The sequence below is a fragment of the Candidatus Neomarinimicrobiota bacterium genome (assembly GCA_017656425.1).
GTDB lineage: Bacteria > Fidelibacterota > UBA2242 > UBA2242 > B5-G15 > JACDNV01.
Genome location: JACDNV010000004.1, coordinates 103,777 through 124,946, shown reverse-complemented (window position 1 = coordinate 124,946; position 21,170 = coordinate 103,777). Strand labels below are relative to the sequence as shown.

At 34.4% G+C, this 21,170-nt stretch carries 12 protein-coding genes; 11 read left to right on the top strand and 1 reads right to left on the bottom strand.

What is annotated here, in order from left to right; all coding sequences use genetic code 11:
- Positions 1–48: 48 nt before the first annotated feature.
- Positions 49–1,026: a class II fructose-1,6-bisphosphate aldolase gene (locus tag H0Z29_04330; protein MBO8130732.1), complete on the top strand. Its 978-nt coding sequence runs from the start codon at positions 49–51 to the stop codon at positions 1,024–1,026.
- A 16-nt stretch (positions 1,027–1,042) separates the two neighbouring features.
- Positions 1,043–2,176 carry a hypothetical protein gene (locus H0Z29_04325; protein ID MBO8130731.1) on the top strand — a complete coding sequence of 378 codons (1,134 nt, stop codon included), beginning with the start codon at positions 1,043–1,045 and terminating at the stop codon, positions 2,174–2,176.
- Here the strand turns inward: H0Z29_04325 and H0Z29_04320 are convergent.
- Positions 2,173–3,966, bottom strand: a complete 1,794-nt coding sequence (locus H0Z29_04320; protein ID MBO8130730.1) for a glycoside hydrolase family 3 C-terminal domain-containing protein — start codon at positions 3,964–3,966, stop codon at positions 2,173–2,175. The two genes, H0Z29_04325 and H0Z29_04320, sit on opposite strands and share 4 nt — an antisense overlap.
- Before the next feature lie 165 nt (positions 3,967–4,131).
- Here H0Z29_04320 and H0Z29_04315 point away from each other — a divergent pair, with 165 nt between their 5' ends.
- The 9 genes from H0Z29_04315 (at position 4,132) to H0Z29_04275 (ending at position 21,158) form a co-directional block, all read left to right on the top strand.
- Positions 4,132–5,460 (top strand): extracellular solute-binding protein, encoded by a 1,329-nt coding sequence (locus H0Z29_04315; protein ID MBO8130729.1) that lies wholly within the window; start codon positions 4,132–4,134, stop codon positions 5,458–5,460.
- Positions 5,461–5,468: 8 nt separating this feature from the next.
- Positions 5,469–6,956: an ATP-binding protein gene (locus H0Z29_04310; GenBank protein MBO8130728.1), complete on the top strand. Its 1,488-nt coding sequence runs from the start codon at positions 5,469–5,471 to the stop codon at positions 6,954–6,956.
- Positions 6,946–8,400 carry a sigma-54-dependent Fis family transcriptional regulator gene (locus H0Z29_04305; protein MBO8130727.1) on the top strand — a complete coding sequence of 485 codons (1,455 nt, stop codon included), beginning with the start codon at positions 6,946–6,948 and terminating at the stop codon, positions 8,398–8,400. The genes H0Z29_04310 and H0Z29_04305 overlap by 11 nt, the downstream gene beginning before the upstream one ends.
- Positions 8,401–8,627: 227 nt before the next feature.
- Positions 8,628–11,234 carry a T9SS type A sorting domain-containing protein gene (locus H0Z29_04300; GenBank protein ID MBO8130726.1) on the top strand — a complete coding sequence of 869 codons (2,607 nt, stop codon included), beginning with the start codon at positions 8,628–8,630 and terminating at the stop codon, positions 11,232–11,234.
- 87 nt (positions 11,235–11,321) lie between these two features.
- Positions 11,322–14,033, top strand: a complete 2,712-nt coding sequence (locus tag H0Z29_04295; protein MBO8130725.1) for a TonB-dependent receptor — start codon at positions 11,322–11,324, stop codon at positions 14,031–14,033.
- A gap of 18 nt (positions 14,034–14,051) precedes the next feature.
- Complete coding sequence (locus H0Z29_04290) at positions 14,052–17,540, top strand: hypothetical protein (GenBank protein MBO8130724.1); 3,489 nt, start codon at positions 14,052–14,054, stop codon at positions 17,538–17,540.
- Positions 17,541–17,550: 10 nt separating this feature from the next.
- Positions 17,551–18,603 (top strand): PorV/PorQ family protein, encoded by a 1,053-nt coding sequence (locus tag H0Z29_04285; protein MBO8130723.1) that lies wholly within the window; start codon positions 17,551–17,553, stop codon positions 18,601–18,603.
- Between the two features lie 13 nt (positions 18,604–18,616).
- Positions 18,617–20,122: a hypothetical protein gene (locus H0Z29_04280; protein MBO8130722.1), complete on the top strand. Its 1,506-nt coding sequence runs from the start codon at positions 18,617–18,619 to the stop codon at positions 20,120–20,122.
- On the top strand, positions 20,100–21,158 hold the full coding sequence (locus H0Z29_04275; GenBank protein ID MBO8130721.1) for a family 16 glycosylhydrolase: 1,059 nt from the start codon (positions 20,100–20,102) through the stop codon (positions 21,156–21,158). Before H0Z29_04280 ends, H0Z29_04275 begins: the two co-directional genes overlap by 23 nt.
- Positions 21,159–21,170: the final 12 nt, after the last annotated feature.

Genomic DNA, 21,170 nt, shown 5'->3' with positions numbered 1-21,170 from the left:
CTTTTTTCTATATTTAGAGCTGTTAATTAAAAGGAGAGGAGAGGAAAGATGGTACATTATAGCGATTTAGGGTTTGTAAATACCAGAGAGATGTTTAGAAAGGCTATGGAAGGGGGCTATGCAATTCCTGCTTATAATTTCAATAATATGGAACAATTACAGGCTGTAATTACGGGTTGTGCGGAGAGTAAATCTCCAGTTATATTGCAAGTATCCAAGGGAGCAAGGAATTATGCTAATCCCACATTATTGAGGTATATGGCAGAGGGTGCTATTCGTATGCTGAGAGATGATCTGGGGAGTAATGTACCGGTTGCTTTACATCTTGACCATGGGGATTCGTTTGAATTATGTAAGTCAGTTATAGAAATGGGTTTTTCATCAGTGATGATTGATGGGTCACATCTTCCCTATGAGGAAAATATTAAGATAACGAAACAGGTTGTGGATTTTGCTCATCAATATGATGTAACTGTTGAGGGTGAGCTTGGAGTACTTGCCGGGATAGAAGAACATGTTTCTGCTGAAAAATCACATTATACAAATCCGGATGATGTTGAGGATTTTGTTTCAAGAACTGGAGTTGATAGTCTTGCAATTTCGATAGGGACATCCCACGGTGCGTATAAATTTAAAGTAAAGCCTGGAGAAACCCCACCGCCGTTGAGATTTGATATACTTGAAGAAATTGAAAAAAGAATACCTGGTTTCCCAATTGTCTTACATGGTGCTTCGTCAGTGCCGCAGGAATTTGTGGAATTGTGTAATAAGTATGGTGGGAAATTAGAAGGTGCAGTTGGTGTACCCGAGGATCAATTGAGAAGGGCTGCGAAATCTGCTGTATGTAAGATAAATATTGATACGGATGGTAGGCTTGTAGTTACTGCAAAGATTAGACAGGTACTGTATGAACAACCAGAAGTTTTTGACCCCAGAAAATATTTAGGTCCAGCAAGAGAGGCATTGAAAAATTTAATTATACATAAAAACAAGAATGTTCTCGGCAGTGCTGGAAAAGCTGAATAATTAGCAAGTTAAATATTTGGATAATAATAAATACAGGACTATTTTTAAAAGATGTAGCTGTGGTAGCGAATGGAAAACACTCGATGAATTTATTTCCGATAAGAATCTAACTCTTTCTAGATATCAGGTAAATTTTAAAAATATAGATTTGGGAATCCTTTTATTTAATCATAAGGATTGTGGATCAACGATTGGAGTGAATGCTTATAAATTTAAAGAACTTCATAGTGGTCCGATTTTTAGAGTACGTTTAACTGGTGAAAATGTTTGCCCTGGTTATTGCTTTCATGTAGAGGAGCTTTCTCCATGTCCAAATCCCTGTGAATGTTCCTGGATAAGAGATGTCATGCAGATTATAAAAACTAAGAAACTAGGAGAGGTTTCGAGTAGTTATGTTGAAAACAGTATATATGTAAAAAAATTTACAATTCCCTCTTTTGGAATTGATCATAAGGGGAAATTAAAGGTTACATATTTAATGAATCTACTTCAGGAAATGGCAGGAATACATGCTGGAATTTTTCATTTTTCATACGAAGATTTAATAAAGAGAGGTCTTACCTGGGTTCTATCGCGTTATAGAATTAGATTTTATTCATATCCAGCATGGAAAGATAAAATTTTAATATATACATGGAACTCTGAGGTAAATGAAAAATTTGCTGTTAGGGATTATGAGGTTGTCACAGAGAAAGGCATTTTAGTTGCCTTATCAAGTACATCATGGGCTTTGCTTGATATAAAATCAAAGAGAGTGGTAGGCGCTAGAAAAATTATTCCTGATAATACAGTTGTTGAAAAGATAACTTTCCCAGATGGTTTTTCTGATATATCTGGGACGGACAGCTATGATTTTGAAAGAGAATTTCCGGTATCAATACATGATGTCGATTTGAACAGGCATGTAAATAATGTTGTATACGTTGATTGGCTTTTGCGGTCTATGCCAGATGATTTTTTGAAAAAATATCAATTATATGAATTAAATATTGATTATAAGAATGAAGCTTATGCAGGTGATAATGTATTATTCAGGATGAAAGCTTTAGAAAATAACGATATAGTTAATGTCAGTTCTATAATTTTAAAAAAAGACAAACTAAGTGAATTAGTTCGAGCCAGGTTTACCTGGAGATATGTTAACAGTTAATATGATAGACCAAATCCATACTTAAATAAGGGATTGTAATTTTTATCACCGATATTGATTGGAATTTGGTCCATACTTGCTGGCCAACTAATTGGCAGTTTACCTGTTGGAGAATAATCACCAAAAAGAATATCTGTTACACCCTCACCCTCAGTACCTGGTAACCAAGCGACGAGCAAAGCATCGATATATTTTAGCTGTTCTGTTATAATGAGTGGTCTTCCAGTTACCAATATTACGATAATTGGTACACCTGAGTTTTTAAGATTTTCCAGAGTCTGTAAGTCTTTTGAATCAAGATGAAGATCCTGTCTGTCACCTTGCATCTCTGCGTAAGGTGTTTCACCAAGTACAGCTATTGCAACGTCTGCTCCTTCTGCATTCAATCCATCTATGGAAAAAGTTATCTTGGTTTGATCTGAAACGGATTTTTTTATTGCTTCATAAATTGTTGTCCCTTTAGTAATATCTCCACTGGAACCCTGCCAGGAAATAGTCCATCCCCCACATTGGTTTCCTATATCATTAGCGTTTTTACCTGATATATGTATTCTTTTTAAGTATTTTGATAATGGCAAAATTTTATTTTCATTTTTAAGTAAAACAATGGATTTCCTTACGCATTCTCTCGCTATTTGTCGATGCTCGTCAGAGCCTATTTTTGAAAGCAATTCTCTATGGGAAAATGGGTCATTAAAGAGACCAAGAGCGAACTTTACCCTTAGAATTCTTCTTACTGCATCGTTAATTCTTTCTTCAGGTACCTCCCCTTTTTTAACAAGGTCAGTAAGTAATGAAATAAATTCCTCATATTTGTCAGGAATCATTACCATATCAATCCCGGCATTTATTGCCGTCTTTATATCATTTCTATAATCTCCAGGTATCTGGTCAATAGCAGCGTAATCTGACACTACTATTCCTTTAAATCCAATTTCTTCTTTTAATAAGTCAGTTATAAGATATTTACTTGCATGGCATTTTGTTCCATTCCAGCTGGAATAGGATACCATAATAGTTGCTACGCCCTCATCTACTGCTGCTTTATACGGTGGCAGATGTATTTCTCTTAAAGTTTTCTCGTCAATCTCAGTATTACCTCTATCAACGCCATTTGTTGTTCCACCATCACCTATGAAATGTTTTGCACAGGCAACTACAGTTGTAATATTCGACAGATTATCTCCCTGATATCCCTCTACTGCGGCTCTACTCATTATTGAAACTAAATCCGGTACTTCACCGAAGCTTTCATAGGTCCTTCCCCATCTTTCATCTCGGGTTACAGCAACGCATGGTGCAAATGTCCAGTCTATCCCTGTTGCTGACACTTCTATTGCGGTTATTCTTGCAGCCTTTTTTACCAAATCTGGATCACGAGTAGCTCCGAGACCTATATTATGAGGAAATATAACACTACCCATGACATTATTATGCCCGTGTACTGCATCTATTCCATAGATTATAGGAATTTTTAGTCTGCTCTTAAGAGCTAATGTTTGTAGGCTGTCATATAATTCGGCCCATGCTTCTGAAGTGTTCTGTGGTGGATGTGCACCGCCACCACTCAGGATGGAGCCGAATCCATATATATAAATATCTTCTGGTTTTTTTATAAATCTTATATCAACTTGAGACATTTGCCCTATTTTTTCTTCTAATGTCATCTGGCTTATTAGTGATTCAATTTTTTCTTCATTTTTTGAATCAAGCAAGGTATTTGAATTGTTGTTACAATTAAGGACAGTAAGTATAATTAGTGACAATAATAAAAAAATTCTGACTTTCATTTTAAATCCCCCATATTCATATTAAAAAACTTGAGTACTATTGAAGCAACAAATATACCATATTTTTATTTCTTTATTTTTATTATAAAATTAAGGTTTCGTATGATAAAATAAAAAATATTATATTATCAATATGATAATAATTTTTTATAGGAGGCTATTATAATGAGTGAAGATAGAAGCTCTTCCATTACCTACAAGTATGGATTTTATATAATGATAATAATAATTGCGATATTGATCTCTTTTGTTGTCTATTTATTGCCTATTTCCTTGCCAATATTTAAAAGAGAGAGTGTTAGAATCTACTACGCCGATAATATTTCCGAAGCACATAGAGAAGCAATATTGAAATTTAATCAGAAGTATAAAGGGAAAATAGAGGTTATTCCTGTTGATCTTCCTTTTACTAAATTTAGCACAAATGACAGAAAAGAGATAATTGCAAGAGCCCTTAGAACAAAAAGTAGTGTTATAGATATTTTTGCCGTAGATCAGGTATGGGTCGAAAGATTTTCACGCTGGGCTGAACCTCTATCTATACATTTCAGCCGACAGGAGCTGGATAGGTTTATTAAACCAGCTTTAAATACGTGTTATAATAACAGGGTACTTGTCAGTATTCCTATCTATTTCGATATAGGGTTATTGTATTACAGAAAAGATTTGGTAAAAAGGTTTAAAGATTTAATTAGCTATGATGATAACAATAAGCCATTTATTACATGGGAGATCCTTTATGAAATTAAGAAAAGATATTATAAAGACAAGCCGGTTTATGTATTTCAGGGTGATAATTATGAAGGATTAGTATGTAATTTTGTAGAATTTTTTGGTGGTTTAGGAGGCAACTATCAGGCTCTGCAAGACTTTAATTTTGTGGATACGACTATTATAAGAACCATTAACTTCATGAAAAAGTTGATTGATAATGGGATTGCTCCAATAGAGGTTACGGAGTTTAATGAGATTGAAAGCTGGAAGTATGCTCTATTAAATGATATTCCATTTTTTAGGGGATGGCCAAGTTTTAACGATATGTATTTAGTTGAGGGTGTTGAAACTAAAAAAATTGAGAATTTAGACAGAACGTATGTTGCTTTTAAAAAGGGGAATGAACCTCGCCCGGTTATCGGAGGCTGGAATTTGATGATTTCCAAATATTCCCCTCATAAATATGAAGCTGTTACTTTCATAAAATATATGGTCTCTGAGGATTCCCAATGGATATTAAGGTCAAAAGGGGGGTTCTTGCCTGTTATTAAAAAGCTTTATCTTGACGAAAAGTATACCAGTATCGATCAAGAATTGAGATTCTATTATAAATATTTTAATTATAGTATTTCTCGTCCTTCTCATATCAATTATACTAAAATATCAGATGTAATTTCTTCCAATATCAATATGCTATTAAGAGGTGAGTTAGATGTTTCTGAAGTTCCATTTATAATAAATAAAGGAATTGGAAATCTATTACTTTCTATTAATCATTGAGGATAACTATGAAGGTAAAAAATTTTAAATGGCGTCATTTTGAGGGTAGACACTTTGTTATATTATTTTTGGCTATAGTTGGTTTTCAAGTTATATTAACTGTGATACATAATACTTCAACTAGATCTTTATTGTTAAAAACAATGGAGATTTATCGAAAAGATTTTGTTGAAAGGGTGGCAGACCTTACAACAACATCTTTAGAGCTTTTACTAGAACAGGCGTATAGTAATATGCCAAATACGGAGGAAGAGGAAAGGAGAATAATACAAAAGTTTAATATAATTCTCAGCCAGCAACTTCTCCAAAGAAATGTAAAAGAAATGTGTTTGGTTCTAGAAAGAAACAATCGATTATATTTTTTAAATGATGGACGCAGTTTATATCGTTTCTTTTTCAAAAGTGATAGTACTGTACAAAGCGAGGAGGAAGTTATACTTCCTGCATTAAGAATGTATTATGAAATTAGAGATGAGCTAAAGAATAATGAGGTTATAATTAGCTATCTTGATGAAAAAAATGGAGTTAAAGCGGGCGTACCACTGGTGCCATGGGGTGAATTTTATGGTATGGTATATATGAGAGTTGTTCCTGATTTAAGAAATATTGAGAAATTAATCTCCTCATCTTACAATGAGACTGGGGCTATATTTACTGCCATAATACTTTTTGGTCTTCTGGGTATGTTTTTTGTTTCAAGTTATACTTTTAAAGAAAGGGATATAGCGCTTTCGCAACTTTATGAGGAAAGAGCAAATAAGCTAAAAGCAGAAATAGAACACAGGAAGGAACAGCTTTTTACTAAAAGAATATATCATGCCCACCACAAGGCAGAAAAGATAATGGGATTTATAAATGAAGATTTGAATATAATTAATAAGAATAATATTGAGGAGGTAAAAAATAGAGTTTTAAAATATACAAAGTTTATATCGAGGGTGATATATAATATGAAAACATTTGAACCACCAATACATATTATTAGAGGTTCTATGTTCCATACTGATGTTAATGAAGTAATAAAATTTTTAGTAAAAAATGTTTTTTTAAGAACACATAAAATGTCGAGCCGGTATGATTTTAAAATGGAGCTGGATAAAGAATTTCCAATATTAAATATTAATGAGTTTGTTATCTGGGAAATTCTTGAGCCATTAATTCAGAATAAAATAGATCATAATGGAGGTAAGAATGTAGTTATCAGGATTAAGACCACCATTTATAAAGAGAAAAATATTGGTGAGATTATTATTGAGGATAATGGAGCAAATTTTCCATCTGAGCTCGTGTTAAAAGATGAAGATGGTATCCAGCTTATTTTTAAAGAAAATGTCACTACGAAAAAGAATGTTGGGCATTCGGGCTATGGGTGTTATATAGCTTATGAAAACTGCAAGAAGTGTGGATGGGATATTGTTGCTGAAAATAAAGATAGGTGGGCAAGATATAGAATTATAATACCTATTACAGGAGGAGGTGCTTATTATGGGGCATAGAATTGATAGTAAAATTAGGATAGTTATTCTTGAGGATGAAGAATTTGATGTTAAGCGAATTGAAAATACACTGAAGACAATGTCACGCGAATATGTAATTGATGGTGTATTTGGAGATGGAGAAGACTTTTTAGAATATTTGAATAAGAACAAATTAAAAGATGATGTAGTAATAATGGATTATCAGCTTTCAGGAAGTCTGCACGGTGAGGAATTGATAAAAAAGATAAAGCAGATCGATCCTTTTATACAGATAATTGTGATAACAAAGATGACTATTAATGTTAATGATGTATATTTTGCAAATGAATTGATGAGAAGTGGTGCATGCTGGTATGGGACGAAGTACCCTGTAGATATGGACAATTATATTTACCAACCTACAGATTTTATCCTGGCCGTTATTAATGCCTACGAGCGAAAGCAATTAGAACTAAGTAAACATAGATCGGATGTAAAAGTAGAGAAAAATATTGAGAATATATTGATGCAAAATAAGATAGTAGGTATATCGAAAGAAATAGAAGATATCAAAATGCTGATAGATAAATATTCTAAAGCTGACGCGAATGTGTTAATTACCGGTGAATCTGGTGTAGGGAAAGAACTCGTTGCTTTACATCTTCACTATAAAAGCCATAGGAGATTTGAAAATTATATTACAGTTAATTGCGCTGCGATTCCGAATGAATTAATTGAAAGTGAATTATTTGGCTATACAAAGGGGGCTTTTACTGGAGCAAGTGAGTTAAAGGTAGGTTTGTTTGAAAAGGCTAATGGAGGAACAATTTTTCTTGATGAGATTGGTGAAATGTCAATTCAAGCTCAGGCAAAGCTTTTGAGGATAATAGAAACGGGTGAACTACAAAAGATCGGAAGTGAAAGAAAACATAGAGTTGATGTCCGAATTATATCTGCCACAAATAAAGATATTACAAGGATTTTAGAAGAGAAAAAAATAAGAGAGGATTTATTTTATAGGTTGAATGTTCTCAATATTAATATAAAACCATTGAGAGAAAGAAGAGAAGATATTGAGGTATTAATCGAAAATTTTTGTGACATTTTCTCGCGGGAGTATAATATAGAAAAGCCGACATTTGATAAAGAAGCTATAAAGTTTTTATTACAGTATGATTGGCCAGGGAATGTAAGGCAGTTAAAAAATTTCATTCAAAGGCTTGTATTGAATGGAGTAGCTAGAGTTAGCAGGGAAATTGCGATGGCATTTTTGGATATTAAGGCTGATGTAGGGAAAAGTTTGATTAACTTTTCTTTAATTAATAACGAATTACCAACTTTAAAAGAGTTTGATATCAGGGTAAAATCAGAGTTTATAAGATATGTTAGAGATAGAAGTTTATCTGACGCAGAGGCAGCAAGGAAACTTGGACTAGCTCCTCCCAATTTCCATCGATTATGTAAAGAGTTAGGTATAAAATAGTACTAAATATTATTAAATAAAATATAATATTTAATTATCATAATGATAATTAAAGTAAGTATAGTAGATATTTTTGCAGTATAGCTGCGTGTATTTTTCATATGGTCTATTTTTTGCAATAATCAAAGTGATATGTGAATGTCGAATAAGGGGTTGAGATAAATTCTTGTTAGAAGAAATAAAATATTTTTATTGTAGAAATTTTTTTAAATAAAATGGAGGATGTCATGAGGAAAAGTTTATTACTATCTTTAGTGTTCGTTATTTTTCTTTTTGGAACAGCCTTTTCAGGCTGGGAGAAATTGATTAACGAATTTGATCAAGCTCCGGAAGACACAAATTACTGGGCATGGTTTGATCAAATCAACGTTAGTACTAGTCATGGTGCCCATTATCAAGCAAATGATAATGCTGATTCTACGAGAGCTTACATCCACATTAGCTACGTAAACGATATTAAAAAATTCGGTGATGGGGCAATGAAGTTAGTCTGGGCAACCCATAATACAGAGAGCTGGGGTGGTTATACGAAAATAGAACACTGGAATCCTGATTCAGATGCAGTATATGATTGGTCATCTTATGATACGGTATCTTTCTGGTATTATAATGTAGAGCCACAGAATCTTGAAGGAAGAGTTCATCTAAGGTTTAATTTGCATGATGTAAGTAATTCTCCTAATGGCAACAAGACTTATAGCGTAAATGATTGTGAATACTATTACTCATTTCATTATGTCCTTGATAATGAGCCTGGCTGGAATGAAATTAAGATACCGTTGATAGCTAGTGGAGAATACTGGAGTGGAGAAGGTTTTAATCTAACAGGATGGGCTGGAATTCCCGGTAATGGGGTGCTTGATAAGGATAAGATTAAGGGTTTCTCTATAGAGTTTTCAATGAGTGGTTCTGGAGAAGGGGATAGCGCCAAAGGGGCTATTATACTTGATCATCTGGTACTTAAGGGACCGAGAAGCATTGCAGTAGTGTTTTTTAATGGCAAGGCTGTTCCCAATAATGTTACAATGTCCAGTGCCTGGGGGAATACTGGAGCATATATGGTAACAAACGAGGAAGATGTTGATAATGGATTAACAAATAGTATAAAGTGGAAACTACCTACTCAAGCATGGGATGGACTTATGTTCACAATGGATAGTCCGAGAGACTTAGGTTATACCTGGACTGTGGATAGTATTAAGTTCTGGATTAAAGCTCCGTCAGGGATAGGACAGTTAAAGTTGGTTTTAACTGATGATGACATTGATGGTTGGGTTGATAATGATGGAAATGGGGCTGATGATACTCCTGATCTGGAATTTGAAGCGGGATATACGATAACAGAGGATATGGGTTATTTTGATGGTACATGGAAACTAGTTAAAGTGGCTCTAAAGGACTTCTATAGACTAAGTGGTGCATGGGATGGAGCTGCTTTGAGAGCTGGTGAAATGGATTCAACAAGATTTTATAGATTCAAGATATTAGTAACTGATCAAACTACAGGTTATGGAGAAATAGTATATTTAGATAATGTATGGATTGGTAATCCACTGATAGATAATATTGCACCTGCAGCTGTTCAGAACGTAAGTACAACAGCTGGAGAATATTATAATTTGGTTACCTGGCAGGATGTCCCTGGTGAAAATGGTGAAGTTTATAACGTTTATGCAAGTGAAAGTCCAATTACTGATATCAACGACCCGACTTTAGAAGTTGTTGCTTCTGGGGTACTTGAGAATGTTCAGACTGCAATACATTGGCTATGTTCCCCACTAAAAGATGAAGATGTTACCTATTATTATGCTGTTGTATGTATTGATGGTGCAGGTAATGTTGGTGAGCCAGGTTTCTCTGATGCTTTTACCAATACAGCTAAGGGTATACCCGTTATATCTATGAACCCACCCCAGAATTTTGTTGCCGATGGGGATTTTAGTGAGTGGGAAGGTATAAAACCCTTTATAATTAATCCTGAACTAGGGCATGTGCCAGCAGGGACAGTTGACGATGCAAATGACCTTAATGCAACAGTCTATCTTGCAATGGATAGTAACTATCTATACATAGGTGCTGATGTAGTAGATGATGTTTACAATTATGATCCAAATACCGACTGGTGGAATAGTGATGCTTTTCAGGTTTTTATTGGGCTCTATGATTGGGTGGGAGCCAAGCACACATCATTCATGAGAGGTAGCGAACCTGATTATTCGTTATATATGAATGAAACTGGATTTCATCACGATACCCGCGGTGGTGTGATACTATATGAGCCTGGAACAGACAATTACTTCTTTGAAGGATATAACCCTGATTATGTCATTGAAGCTAAAATTCCTCTTGATAGTATAAAGATGGAAGAAGATGCAAGGTTTTACCCTGAGCATGGTATGAGAATCCCAATTGATCTATATTTCCATGATAATGATGGTAGCTGGGAAGGAAATGTTGGTTTCTCAAAGTTCAGTACCGATAATCAATGGAGATATCCAACAGAATGGGCATATACATGGGTATTCGATACTACTAAGACTGATATAAAAGCTGCTGAAAATGCTATGTCTTTTGTTTATAAGCTATATGATAATTATCCAAACCCGTTTAATCCAAATACAACGATTGCTTTTAGCATAGCGAACTATGGAAAAGTAGAGTTAATTATATATGATGTATTGGGAAGGGAAGTCGATAAAGTGATTAATAAAGACCTTCCAGCAGGTTATTATAAGGTGAACTGGAATGCGAAAGACTACCCATCTGGGATATATATCTATCAACTGAGAGCCGGCGACTTTATAATGACAAAGAAGATGCTGTTAATTAAATGATAAATGTGATAAATAACATATAAAGGGGGGTAGTATACCCCCCTTTATATCAATGTCCAACTGCAATAAATTGTAGGTTGAGTAGCCATGAAGAATTCAAAAATTTGGTTATTAATAATATTAACGTTTTTCATATCCAATTCAATTTTTGCTCAGACTACCGGTAAGATTGCAGGTACTATAACTGATGCGAAAACCGGGGATAAGATACCTGGAGCAAATATCTGGCTTGAGGGTAGTACCATCGGGACGGCAAGCGATGAAAATGGGAACTACTATTTAATAAATGTACCTCCTGGTGAATATACATTGGTAGTTCAGGTAATAGGATACAAAACAGAGAAGATCACGGGAGTTAAAGTATCGGTTAATAGAACTACATATATAGATGTTGATCTTGATCAAACGTCGATAGAGGGGGAAACAGTTGTTGTTGAAGCTGATAGAATAGCGATAAAAAAAGACCAGACCAGTACTATTAAAAACGTTTCACAAGATCAAATTGAAAAGATGCCTGTTGAAAATGTAGCTACAATTGTCAATATGCAGGCAGGAGTTGTTGCAGGCCATTTCAGGGGTGGCAGATCTTACGAGGTTTCCTATATGATTGATGGTTTGCGTGTGGATGAACTTTTTACTGGTAATTATTCTGCAGTTATGCTGGAGCCAGAAGCCGTTCAAGATCTTGAAGTGATTACAGGCACTTTTAATGCAGAGTACGGGCAGGCGATGAGTGGTGTCGTCAATATGGTAACGAGGGAAGGCGGAAATGATTTTCATGGCTTTATATCAGGTAGCTTTTCAAATTACTTTACCACACATGATGAAATATTTATCGGGATCGATGAGGCAGAAATCGATAGAAATAAAGATTATAAATTCCAATTAAGTGGTCCAATCATAAAAGACTTTTTAACATTTTTTATAAATTATAGAAAACAGGATAATAAAGGGCATCTCAATGGAATCAGAAGATTCAGAATAACTGATTATAGCGATTTTTCTTCTATGGATTCTACTGAATGGTATTCTGAAAATACAGGGGATAATAAATTTGTGCCTATGAATTGGAATAAAAACCAGTCACTTATGACTAAATTTACCTTCAAACCATTTTCCAAATTTAAATTATCGCTGTTGTATAATACAAGTTTGTCGAGCTGGAAAAGCTACAATCATACGTTTAAATATAATCCTGACGGTCAGCTTAAATCTTATGGTAAAGATAATTTATTGTCCATACAGATAAACCATATGATTTCAACAAATCTATTTTATGAATTGAAGATGGCAAAAATTTATGATTATTATGGCAATTACCATTATGAGAATCCTTATGACTCCCGATATATTAATGATAGATTCTTAAATAATAATGGTTGCTATTTCTATACTGGCGGACAGGAAGGTGCAGGAAATAGGTTTGGAGAATATCTGGGGAAACCCCATACTAAGAGATATCAGACAGATTATAAAACGAAATTTGACCTGACATGGCAGGCTAATACAAATCATAGTTTTAAAACAGGATTTGAATATGCTCAGCATATACTGGATAACCAATACCATGTAATCAGAAACAAATATGCTGGGACAGACTCTGCAAATTTAGTGTACCAGCCGGTAATTTATCCCGATTCTACAAGATGGTCAGATGTTTATGTTGTAAAACCATATGAATATTCACTTTATATTCAAGATAAAATGGAATTTAATGAGATGGTTATCAATATAGGTTTAAGATACGATTATTTCGATCCGAACACGACATATCCTACGGATCTCAGAAATCCTGCAAACCAATTGTCATTGCCAGATTCAATGATGTCTAAATATGTAAAAGCAGATCCGAAGGTTCAAATAAGCCCAAGATTTGGTCTGGCATATCAATTAGGTTCAACTGCCATACTTCATTTCAGTTATGGACACTTTTTCCAAACACCTCCTTTATATGCTTTTTATCAAAATCATTCCCACTTAGTAGGTCCAAGGGATTTCGAAGCCACCATGGGTAACCCTCAGCTCAAGGCTCAAAAAACGGTTACATATGAGGTTGGCTTGTGGCAGGAACTAATTAGGGACCTGGGATTAGAAGTAACCCTTTTTTATAGGGATATTTATAATTTATTAAGCACAAAGGTTATGACAACCTATAACCAGATTCGCTATGGTATATATACAAATAAAGATTATGGTAATGCACGAGGTCTTGAGGTAAAACTTGATTTTGTAAGAGGACCGATATCATTGTTTTTAAATTATACGTTACAATACACTCGAGGTAATGCTGATACCCCGGAGCAGAATTTTAATCGTGAAGGGAATAATATGGACCCTATAATCAGATATATTCCAATGAGCTGGGATCAACGCCATACATTTAACCTTACTGTTGGTTACAATACGGACCGTTGGGGTATAACATTTACAGGATACTATAATTCTGGTACACCCTATACGTGGAGTCCAATACCAGAAAATAGAATTTCAAGACTGAATTTATATCCTAACAATGATTACATTAGCCAATCATACAGTGTTGATGCTACCGGGTACTACGATATAATTTCAATTAAAAGATTCGAATTGAGAATGGAATGGTCTATATACAATTTGTTTGATAGACTTAATGAAGTATGGGTAAACGGACAGACAGGAAGGGCTTATACCGCAATAGTTAGACCATCTGATTTAGAATCATACAGAAGTAATTTTAGCACATATGATGAAACATATAAAAATCCATCAGCATATTCTGTCCCCAGAACAATTAAAATTGGTTTGGTATTATCATTTTAAGTGAATTGAGGAGTAGAAATGAAGAGATTAATTTCAATTCTATTTTTAATATTACTGATTTTTATAACGTTAGTATTTGGCCAGGGTAAAAAATATGAGGGTCCCGATGATCCAGCAGGCGATATAGCGGCAGTACGTGCAGGAGTTATGAATGGTAATAGGGTTTATCTATATTTTAAGAATACTACTGAGTTATCAAATTGGTACAGTGGTGAGGTTGGTCCTGAGTTTTCTGGTTGGCCTTATGGACCTGATGCACAGAGAATGCTCGATGGAGTTGGTTTATTAGTTGGTGCAAAAGTTTTTATAAAAAAATCCTCCAATCCGACTCCTACAAATCCAGATACTATTCCTGAAACAGACATTACGAAAATTATAATGTTTCCAAATAATTACCATACATTATATTTTCTGCAGACCAGTTATAGAGAGGAAATGGATTATAACCCTGTAGATGGTACACCTTGGGGATTCTATCCTGTATTCGGGTATTTTAATGAGACCCAGGATTATCCTGCAATGAGTAATAAGCCTAATTCGTGGCCTCCAGAGGGTTGGCCAGCACCTTATGATCAATTAAAATGGCCAGGAGAATGGAATGGTAGATTTGGAAGAGGAGTAATGTATGCCGATCTGGAGACATATTTTGTTGTTAATGATGCACAGGATCAGGAGTATCTAGGACCTGAAGATTATGTAAAATACTATCCGAGACCAGGAAGGAAAATCGGGGACAAAAGACCCAGTGTAACAATACAAAAAGGTGAACCATGGGGAGGTATCGGTATTCGGATAGAGACGAGAGGATATCAATGGAATAATCCACAAGCACGGGATTGCATTTTCTGGGAATACAACATTGCAAATATTTCTGAGTATCATTTAACTCAAGTATGCTTTGGGTATTGGGTTGATAACGGTATAGGTGGTGAAGCTGATGACGAGATTGCATATTTTAATAAACTTCTGGATATGGCTTATTCATGGGATAATGATGAAACTGGATATGCTGGTGGAAGGACTGGTATTATGGGCTTTGCTTACCTTGAGAGTCCTGGATTACCCTATGATGGTATAGATAATGACGATGATGGACTTATAGATGAACAAAGAGATAATCCAGCAACAAGGCTTGTTGGTCCAACTGAAGATATAGCTGATATAAACAAGTTCTTAGCATTTTATAGATTAAAAATGGAAGATTTACATGAACACTGGGATGCCGATGAAGATCAAGATTGGCAGGATGGCGAAGATTTAAATGGTGATGGCGTTTATCAAATTACGGAATTTGCTGGTGATGATGTGGGATTAGATGGTGTAGGTCCAGGAGAGCTAAACTATACAGGTCCTGATGAGGGAGAATGTAACCATATGCCAGATTATAAAGAGGGTGTTGGATGTGAGCCAAATTTTGCAGCTACTGATGTTTCTGAATCTGATATGGTTGGTTTGACGAGTTTTAGAATGTTTCCCATTCAAAGCCATGCACAATCAAACACAACAATTTGGTTTAAGAATGATGATGTAATGTGGGAAATACTAGCAGCGGATACACTAATGGAATATTATGGAGTTATATCTAATTTGGTGGAAGTGTTTGCTTCTGGACCTTTCCCTCTTTATAAAGGAAGGACAGAACGTATTTCTATGTCAGAGTTACACGCTTATGATCCACTGGAAGGACTAGAGTCAGAACAACACACAGCACCTGCTCTTTTTGAATTAAAAAGAATAGTTCAGGTAATATATGAAAGAGATTATAGATTTGCCAGTCCACCTGAGATGCCAACGCTGACGGCAACACCCGGTGACAGGAAAGTTATCCTTACTTGGGATGATGTCGCAGATACCAGAACTCGTGATCCATTTGTTGGTAATGTTAATGATTTTGAAGGATATAAGTTATATAGGGCTACTGATCCTTATTTTCATGATGCACAGGTAATTACTGATGGGTACGGTACCCCTATGTTTTATAAACCGATATACCAGTGTGATCTAAAGGATGGCAAACAGGGTTTTACAGATTTTGGCTTGGTAAATGGTATGGGGTATTTTCTTGGGAGTGAGACCGGAATAACTCATTATTTTATTGATAATAATGTACAAAACGGGAGGACATATTATTACGGTCTTGTAGCTTATGACTACGGTGCGCCTGACATAGGACCAGGCATTGCTCCATCAGAAAATAATCTCGTAATTGAAATGGATGAAAATGAAAACATTATTGGATACGGTAAAAACATAGCGGTAGTGGTTCCAACTCCTCCATCAGCTGGCTACGTACCACCTGAGACAAACATCAGGAAAGGAATATCATTTATCGGATCAGGCGAAGTAATACCGGAATTGCTTGCTCTTGGAGCATTAAAGTCCGGTCATGAATATTGTATTACTTTTGATATTGATACTGTTCATAATATTAGTGGATTACCGGAGATTATAAATGACTATGATCATGGATTAATTTATACTACGAGTGGATATAAAGTTTTTAACCTTACGGAAGATACATCACTGGTCTATTATGAAAATAGCAGTAAATATTCCGGAGATAATATTAATCGTAATGATACGCTGAATTACTATACTATAAAGACAGGTGGATTTTATACTGATGTTTTCGATGGTATAAGACTAAATATTGTTTTAAATATCGAAACACCAACATTTGATTTTGCCAATAGTGGCTGGATTGAAGGTTATGATACATTGTTTATTATGCCCTCAGCAAGGGAATCTAAGTATTTTCCATGGGAGTATAATATAGTATTTGGAGATCAATATACCGGTGTTACTGATGATAAAACGGGAATCAGAGATGAATCAGATACAAGGATTAGATCTTCTCAAATACTGACTCATCAGACTGTTCCTTTTACTGTTTATAATATTCTTTTTAAGGATTCCACAGGAAACTATGAGAGGATGGATATATTAATTCAAGATGTGAATGAAGATGGTCTGTTTGAAATAAATGAAGATAAAATCCTTGTTGGTGCACTAAATAAGAACGGAGACTGGGCAGGAACAATATTTGTTATCGATTTTCTAAATAGTACTGTACCACCTAATAATGGTGTATATAGAGTTACATTTAAAAGACCATTCTGGAAAACCGATTCTCTTTACTTCTCAATTACTGCTACTGACACAATCGATAGAGAAGAGCTTGCAAACAATCTAAAAGACGTGAAAATTGTACCTAATCCATATATTTGTACGAATGAAATTGAACCTGCTGTTGCAAATCCTTACCTTAATCAACCCAGAAGATTGATGTTTAAAAATATCCCTGCAAAATGTACAATAAAGATATTTACTGTAAGCGGTGTTTTGGTTGATGAGATACACGTTAATAATCCAATTGAAAAGGGCGTATATGTCTGGGATATGTTAACAAGAGAGGGATTAGAAATAGCTGCTGGTATGTATATATATTATATAAAAGCAGAGGAAACAGGTGATGAAGTTATGGGTAAGTTCGCAGTAATAAAATAAGGGTGTAATTATGAGAATAAAGAGAGCAATTTTAATAATTTTCATATTCATTTGTTCGTTGTTGCCTCAACAAAAACCACACCGTGTAGGTACTACTGCGGCTAATTTTCTTGAGATAGGTATGGCAAGCTCTGCAGTGGGGATGGGTGACGCATATGTTAGTGTAGGAAATGATGTATCCTCAATTTATTGGAATCCTGCGGGGCTTGCATTTCTCACTGGAAGAGAGGCAATCTTTTGTTATCAACCATGGTTAGTTGATATCGATATCATCTTTGTGGCGGGCGCTGTTAATTTGCCTTTATTGGGTACCTTTGCACTTGCAGCAACTCAGATAAATTATGGCGATATACCCGTAACCACCGTGAAATATGAAGATGGAACAGGAGAGGTTTATACTGCAAATGAATATGCAATAGGTTTGTCTTATGCTCGTAAACTCGCTACTTGGTTTTCTTTCGGGGCTACTGCTAAATTAATTTCATCACAAATATGGCATTGTATAGGCAATTCTGTCGCTCTGGATCTGGGTGCCATTGTAAATACAGGATTTTTTAGTTTATCAGGGGAAAGGGAAGATGGACTAAATATAGGAATGAGTATTTCAAATTATGGAACTAAAATGAAGTATGATGGAATTGACCTTCTGAATACAATTGATATTTTGCCTGATGAAGCGGGTAATTACGGGGATGCGCAGGGTAAATTTGATACTGAGAGCTGGGAATTACCATTAATTTCCAGGATTGGTATTTCATATAGACCCATAGTGTCAAGTTACCATAATTTAATAATTGCAGCAGATGCTATTCATCCCAATAATAATGCTGAATACATTAATATAGGAACTCAATATGAACTCAAAATATTTAGAATTGGTAGTATATTTTTAAGAGCAGGATATAAAGGGATATTTATGCCGTATTCAGTATATGGATTAACTTCTGGTTTTGGGTTGAGGATAAGAATGCCCAGAAATACTTTTCTTTTGGTTGATTATGCATATAGGGATATGAACATTCTTGGTAAATATAATGTATATACTGTTAAATTTTCATTTTAACCTGTGATACTATATGATTATAAGAAAAATTGTTGTCTCTACTTTATTTGTAATTGGTGTCATTACAACTTGTTGTAGTAAAAAATTTCCTGAAATAAGTCAGGATTCAATAATAGCCAGGATTGGTAACAGGGTCATTACTAAGAATGAATTCATAAGACGTGCAGAGTATACTCCTCGCCCTGCGTATTGTAGGGGAGACTATTATATACATAAAAAAATAATATTGAATACTTTGATTGCCGAAAAGTTGTATGCCATTGAGGCAGAGAAGAGTAAATCACCACTCTTAACCAACTCAAATTTTAATAATTATTTGACAGGCAGGAAAGAGCAGGCAATGAGGCAATGGCACTATTATCTTTTATCCTATAGTAGAATTAAACTCACTAAAGAAGAATTAAACGATTTTTACGAAAATAGTTTAAGAAAATATAAGTTGAACTATTATACATTTACGGATACTGCTGTTTTCAATGAATTGATTGGGTATGGCACTATAAATAATGAAATTTTTGAAAGAGTATTTTATGATCATCTAAGAGGTGATTCCATCCCATATATGGAATTAGAATTGAACATGGTAACTGATCCAGATGTAATTTTTAAAATTTATTCAAGAAAATATAACAAGGGTGAAATTATTGGACCTATAAGAATTTCCTACAGAAGCTTCATAATATTTAGAGTTATGGGCTGGACTACTACTATTCCTATTGATGAAAGATCAAGAGCGGCTCATATGCAGGAAGTTGAAAGGTTCCTTAAGTTATATAAAGCAGATAAACATTATAGCCAGATAGTTAAAAGAATAATGCAAGGGAAAAGAATTGAATTTAATAGGGACATATTTCTTACAATAGCCCAGAGAGTGTCCGATTTATATCTAAATATAGATAAAAAAAGTGAGCTAAATAGAGCACTGTGGGATTTGGAAGTTAAGGCGGCACCGGACAGTATACAAGGTCTGTTTGACGACATTATAGATGAACCATTATTTAATATCGATAACAGGGCATGGACTGTGAAGGAATTTAAAGAGCTACTTGAAAAGCATCCCTTAGTTTTTAGAAAAAGAAGATTTAAAAACTCAGAATATTTAGAACAGCTAAAATATGCAATTGTAGATCTAGTCAGAGATTATTACATAACTCAAGATGCATATAGACGAGGATATGACAGGATAGAAAGTGTGAATCACAACGTTCAAATGTGGAAAGACAATCTGCTAGCTATAGATCAAAGAAATAGAATTTTAAATAAGAAGAATTTGTTAGATGATTTTAAACAGGATTACATTTCAATAATTGATACTGTTCTTAATCCCTATTTTTTAAGTTTGATTAAAAAGTATGAAAATGAAATAGAGATAAATACCTATATACTGGAAAATATAAAGCTTACTAGAGTTGATATGTCAGTATTACAAACAGGACTTCCATATCCTGTGGTAGTTCCTAACTTTCCAGTATTAACAACTTATAATAGGTTGGATTATGGGAAGAAAATGGCAAATTAAGTTTACACTGTGTCTTGTGTGTATATCTTTAGTATACCCTAAGCCTTACAAAGGTGGAGAGTTAAGAACAAAAGAGTCCTTTCTATATGGTAGATTTGAAGTCCGATTTAAATCTGCATCTGGGTCAGGCATAGTCTCGTCATTTTTCACATATCACGATAATGTAAAAGATGAAATGGATTGGAATGAAATTGATATTGAAATTCTGGGGAAATATAATAATAAAGTCCAGTTCAATACAATAACACCTGGAAGAATAAACCATGTTGAATTGGTTACAGTGAACTTTGATCCGAGCGAAGATTTTCACATATATGCAATCGAATGGATGCCTAATTATGTTGCATGGTATATAGATGATATATCTAAGCACATACAAGTAGGTCAACATATAGCGGAATTAAATAAACCTCAGAAGATAATGATGAATTTATGGCAGTCTACAGATAAGAATTGGGTTGGTCAATTTGATGATTCGATTTTGCCTAAGTACGCCGTATATGATTGGGTTAAATATTATGAGTATGATCCCGAAAATGGTGACTATGGAATGGGGAAAAATTTTAAATTCAAATGGAAAGATGACTTTGATTATTTCGATAGTGATAGATGGCAGAAAGCTACACATACATTTTATGGTAATAATTGTGATTTCATACCTGAGAACGTAGTATTTAAAGATGGTTATATGATATTATGCCTGACGACATCCGAAGATGTTGGATATAACAGGATAAAAGAAAGCAATATAAAAGAAATTGAATTTGAATTATTAAATGTATATCCCAATCCATTTAATGAAAGTTTAAATATAGCAGTTGGAGTGAAATCTGGAGGTAATTTTGAGATTTCGATATTTGATCTATATGGAAGGATAGTTAATAAAATGTATAATAACTATTTGTGCTCCGGTGAGTATATTCTTCGTTTCGATGGCAAAGACAGATTTGGTAAGAGATTAAATTCCGGGGTATATATGATAAGGGTTAAGTCAAATAATGGTATAGTTAAGAAAAAGGTAACTTATTTAAAGTAGTAAATATTAAAT

Excerpts from the sequence above, each read along its gene's own strand:
- H0Z29_04290 (MBO8130724.1), top strand. The coding sequence starts at position 14,052 with ATGAAGAGATTAATTTCAATTCTATTTTTAATATTACTGATTTTTATA.
- H0Z29_04300 (MBO8130726.1), top strand. The coding sequence starts at position 8,628 with ATGAGGAAAAGTTTATTACTATCTTTAGTGTTCGTTATTTTTCTTTTT.
- H0Z29_04295 (MBO8130725.1), top strand. The coding sequence starts at position 11,322 with ATGAAGAATTCAAAAATTTGGTTATTAATAATATTAACGTTTTTCATA.
- H0Z29_04320 (MBO8130730.1), bottom strand. The coding sequence starts at position 3,966 with ATGAAAGTCAGAATTTTTTTATTATTGTCACTAATTATACTTACTGTC.
- H0Z29_04285 (MBO8130723.1), top strand. The coding sequence starts at position 17,551 with ATGAGAATAAAGAGAGCAATTTTAATAATTTTCATATTCATTTGTTCG.
- H0Z29_04330 (MBO8130732.1), top strand. The coding sequence starts at position 49 with ATGGTACATTATAGCGATTTAGGGTTTGTAAATACCAGAGAGATGTTT.
- H0Z29_04280 (MBO8130722.1), top strand. The coding sequence starts at position 18,617 with ATGATTATAAGAAAAATTGTTGTCTCTACTTTATTTGTAATTGGTGTC.
- H0Z29_04305 (MBO8130727.1), top strand. The coding sequence starts at position 6,946 with ATGGGGCATAGAATTGATAGTAAAATTAGGATAGTTATTCTTGAGGAT.
- H0Z29_04275 (MBO8130721.1), top strand. The coding sequence starts at position 20,100 with ATGGGAAGAAAATGGCAAATTAAGTTTACACTGTGTCTTGTGTGTATA.
- H0Z29_04310 (MBO8130728.1), top strand. The coding sequence starts at position 5,469 with ATGAAGGTAAAAAATTTTAAATGGCGTCATTTTGAGGGTAGACACTTT.
- H0Z29_04315 (MBO8130729.1), top strand. The coding sequence starts at position 4,132 with ATGAGTGAAGATAGAAGCTCTTCCATTACCTACAAGTATGGATTTTAT.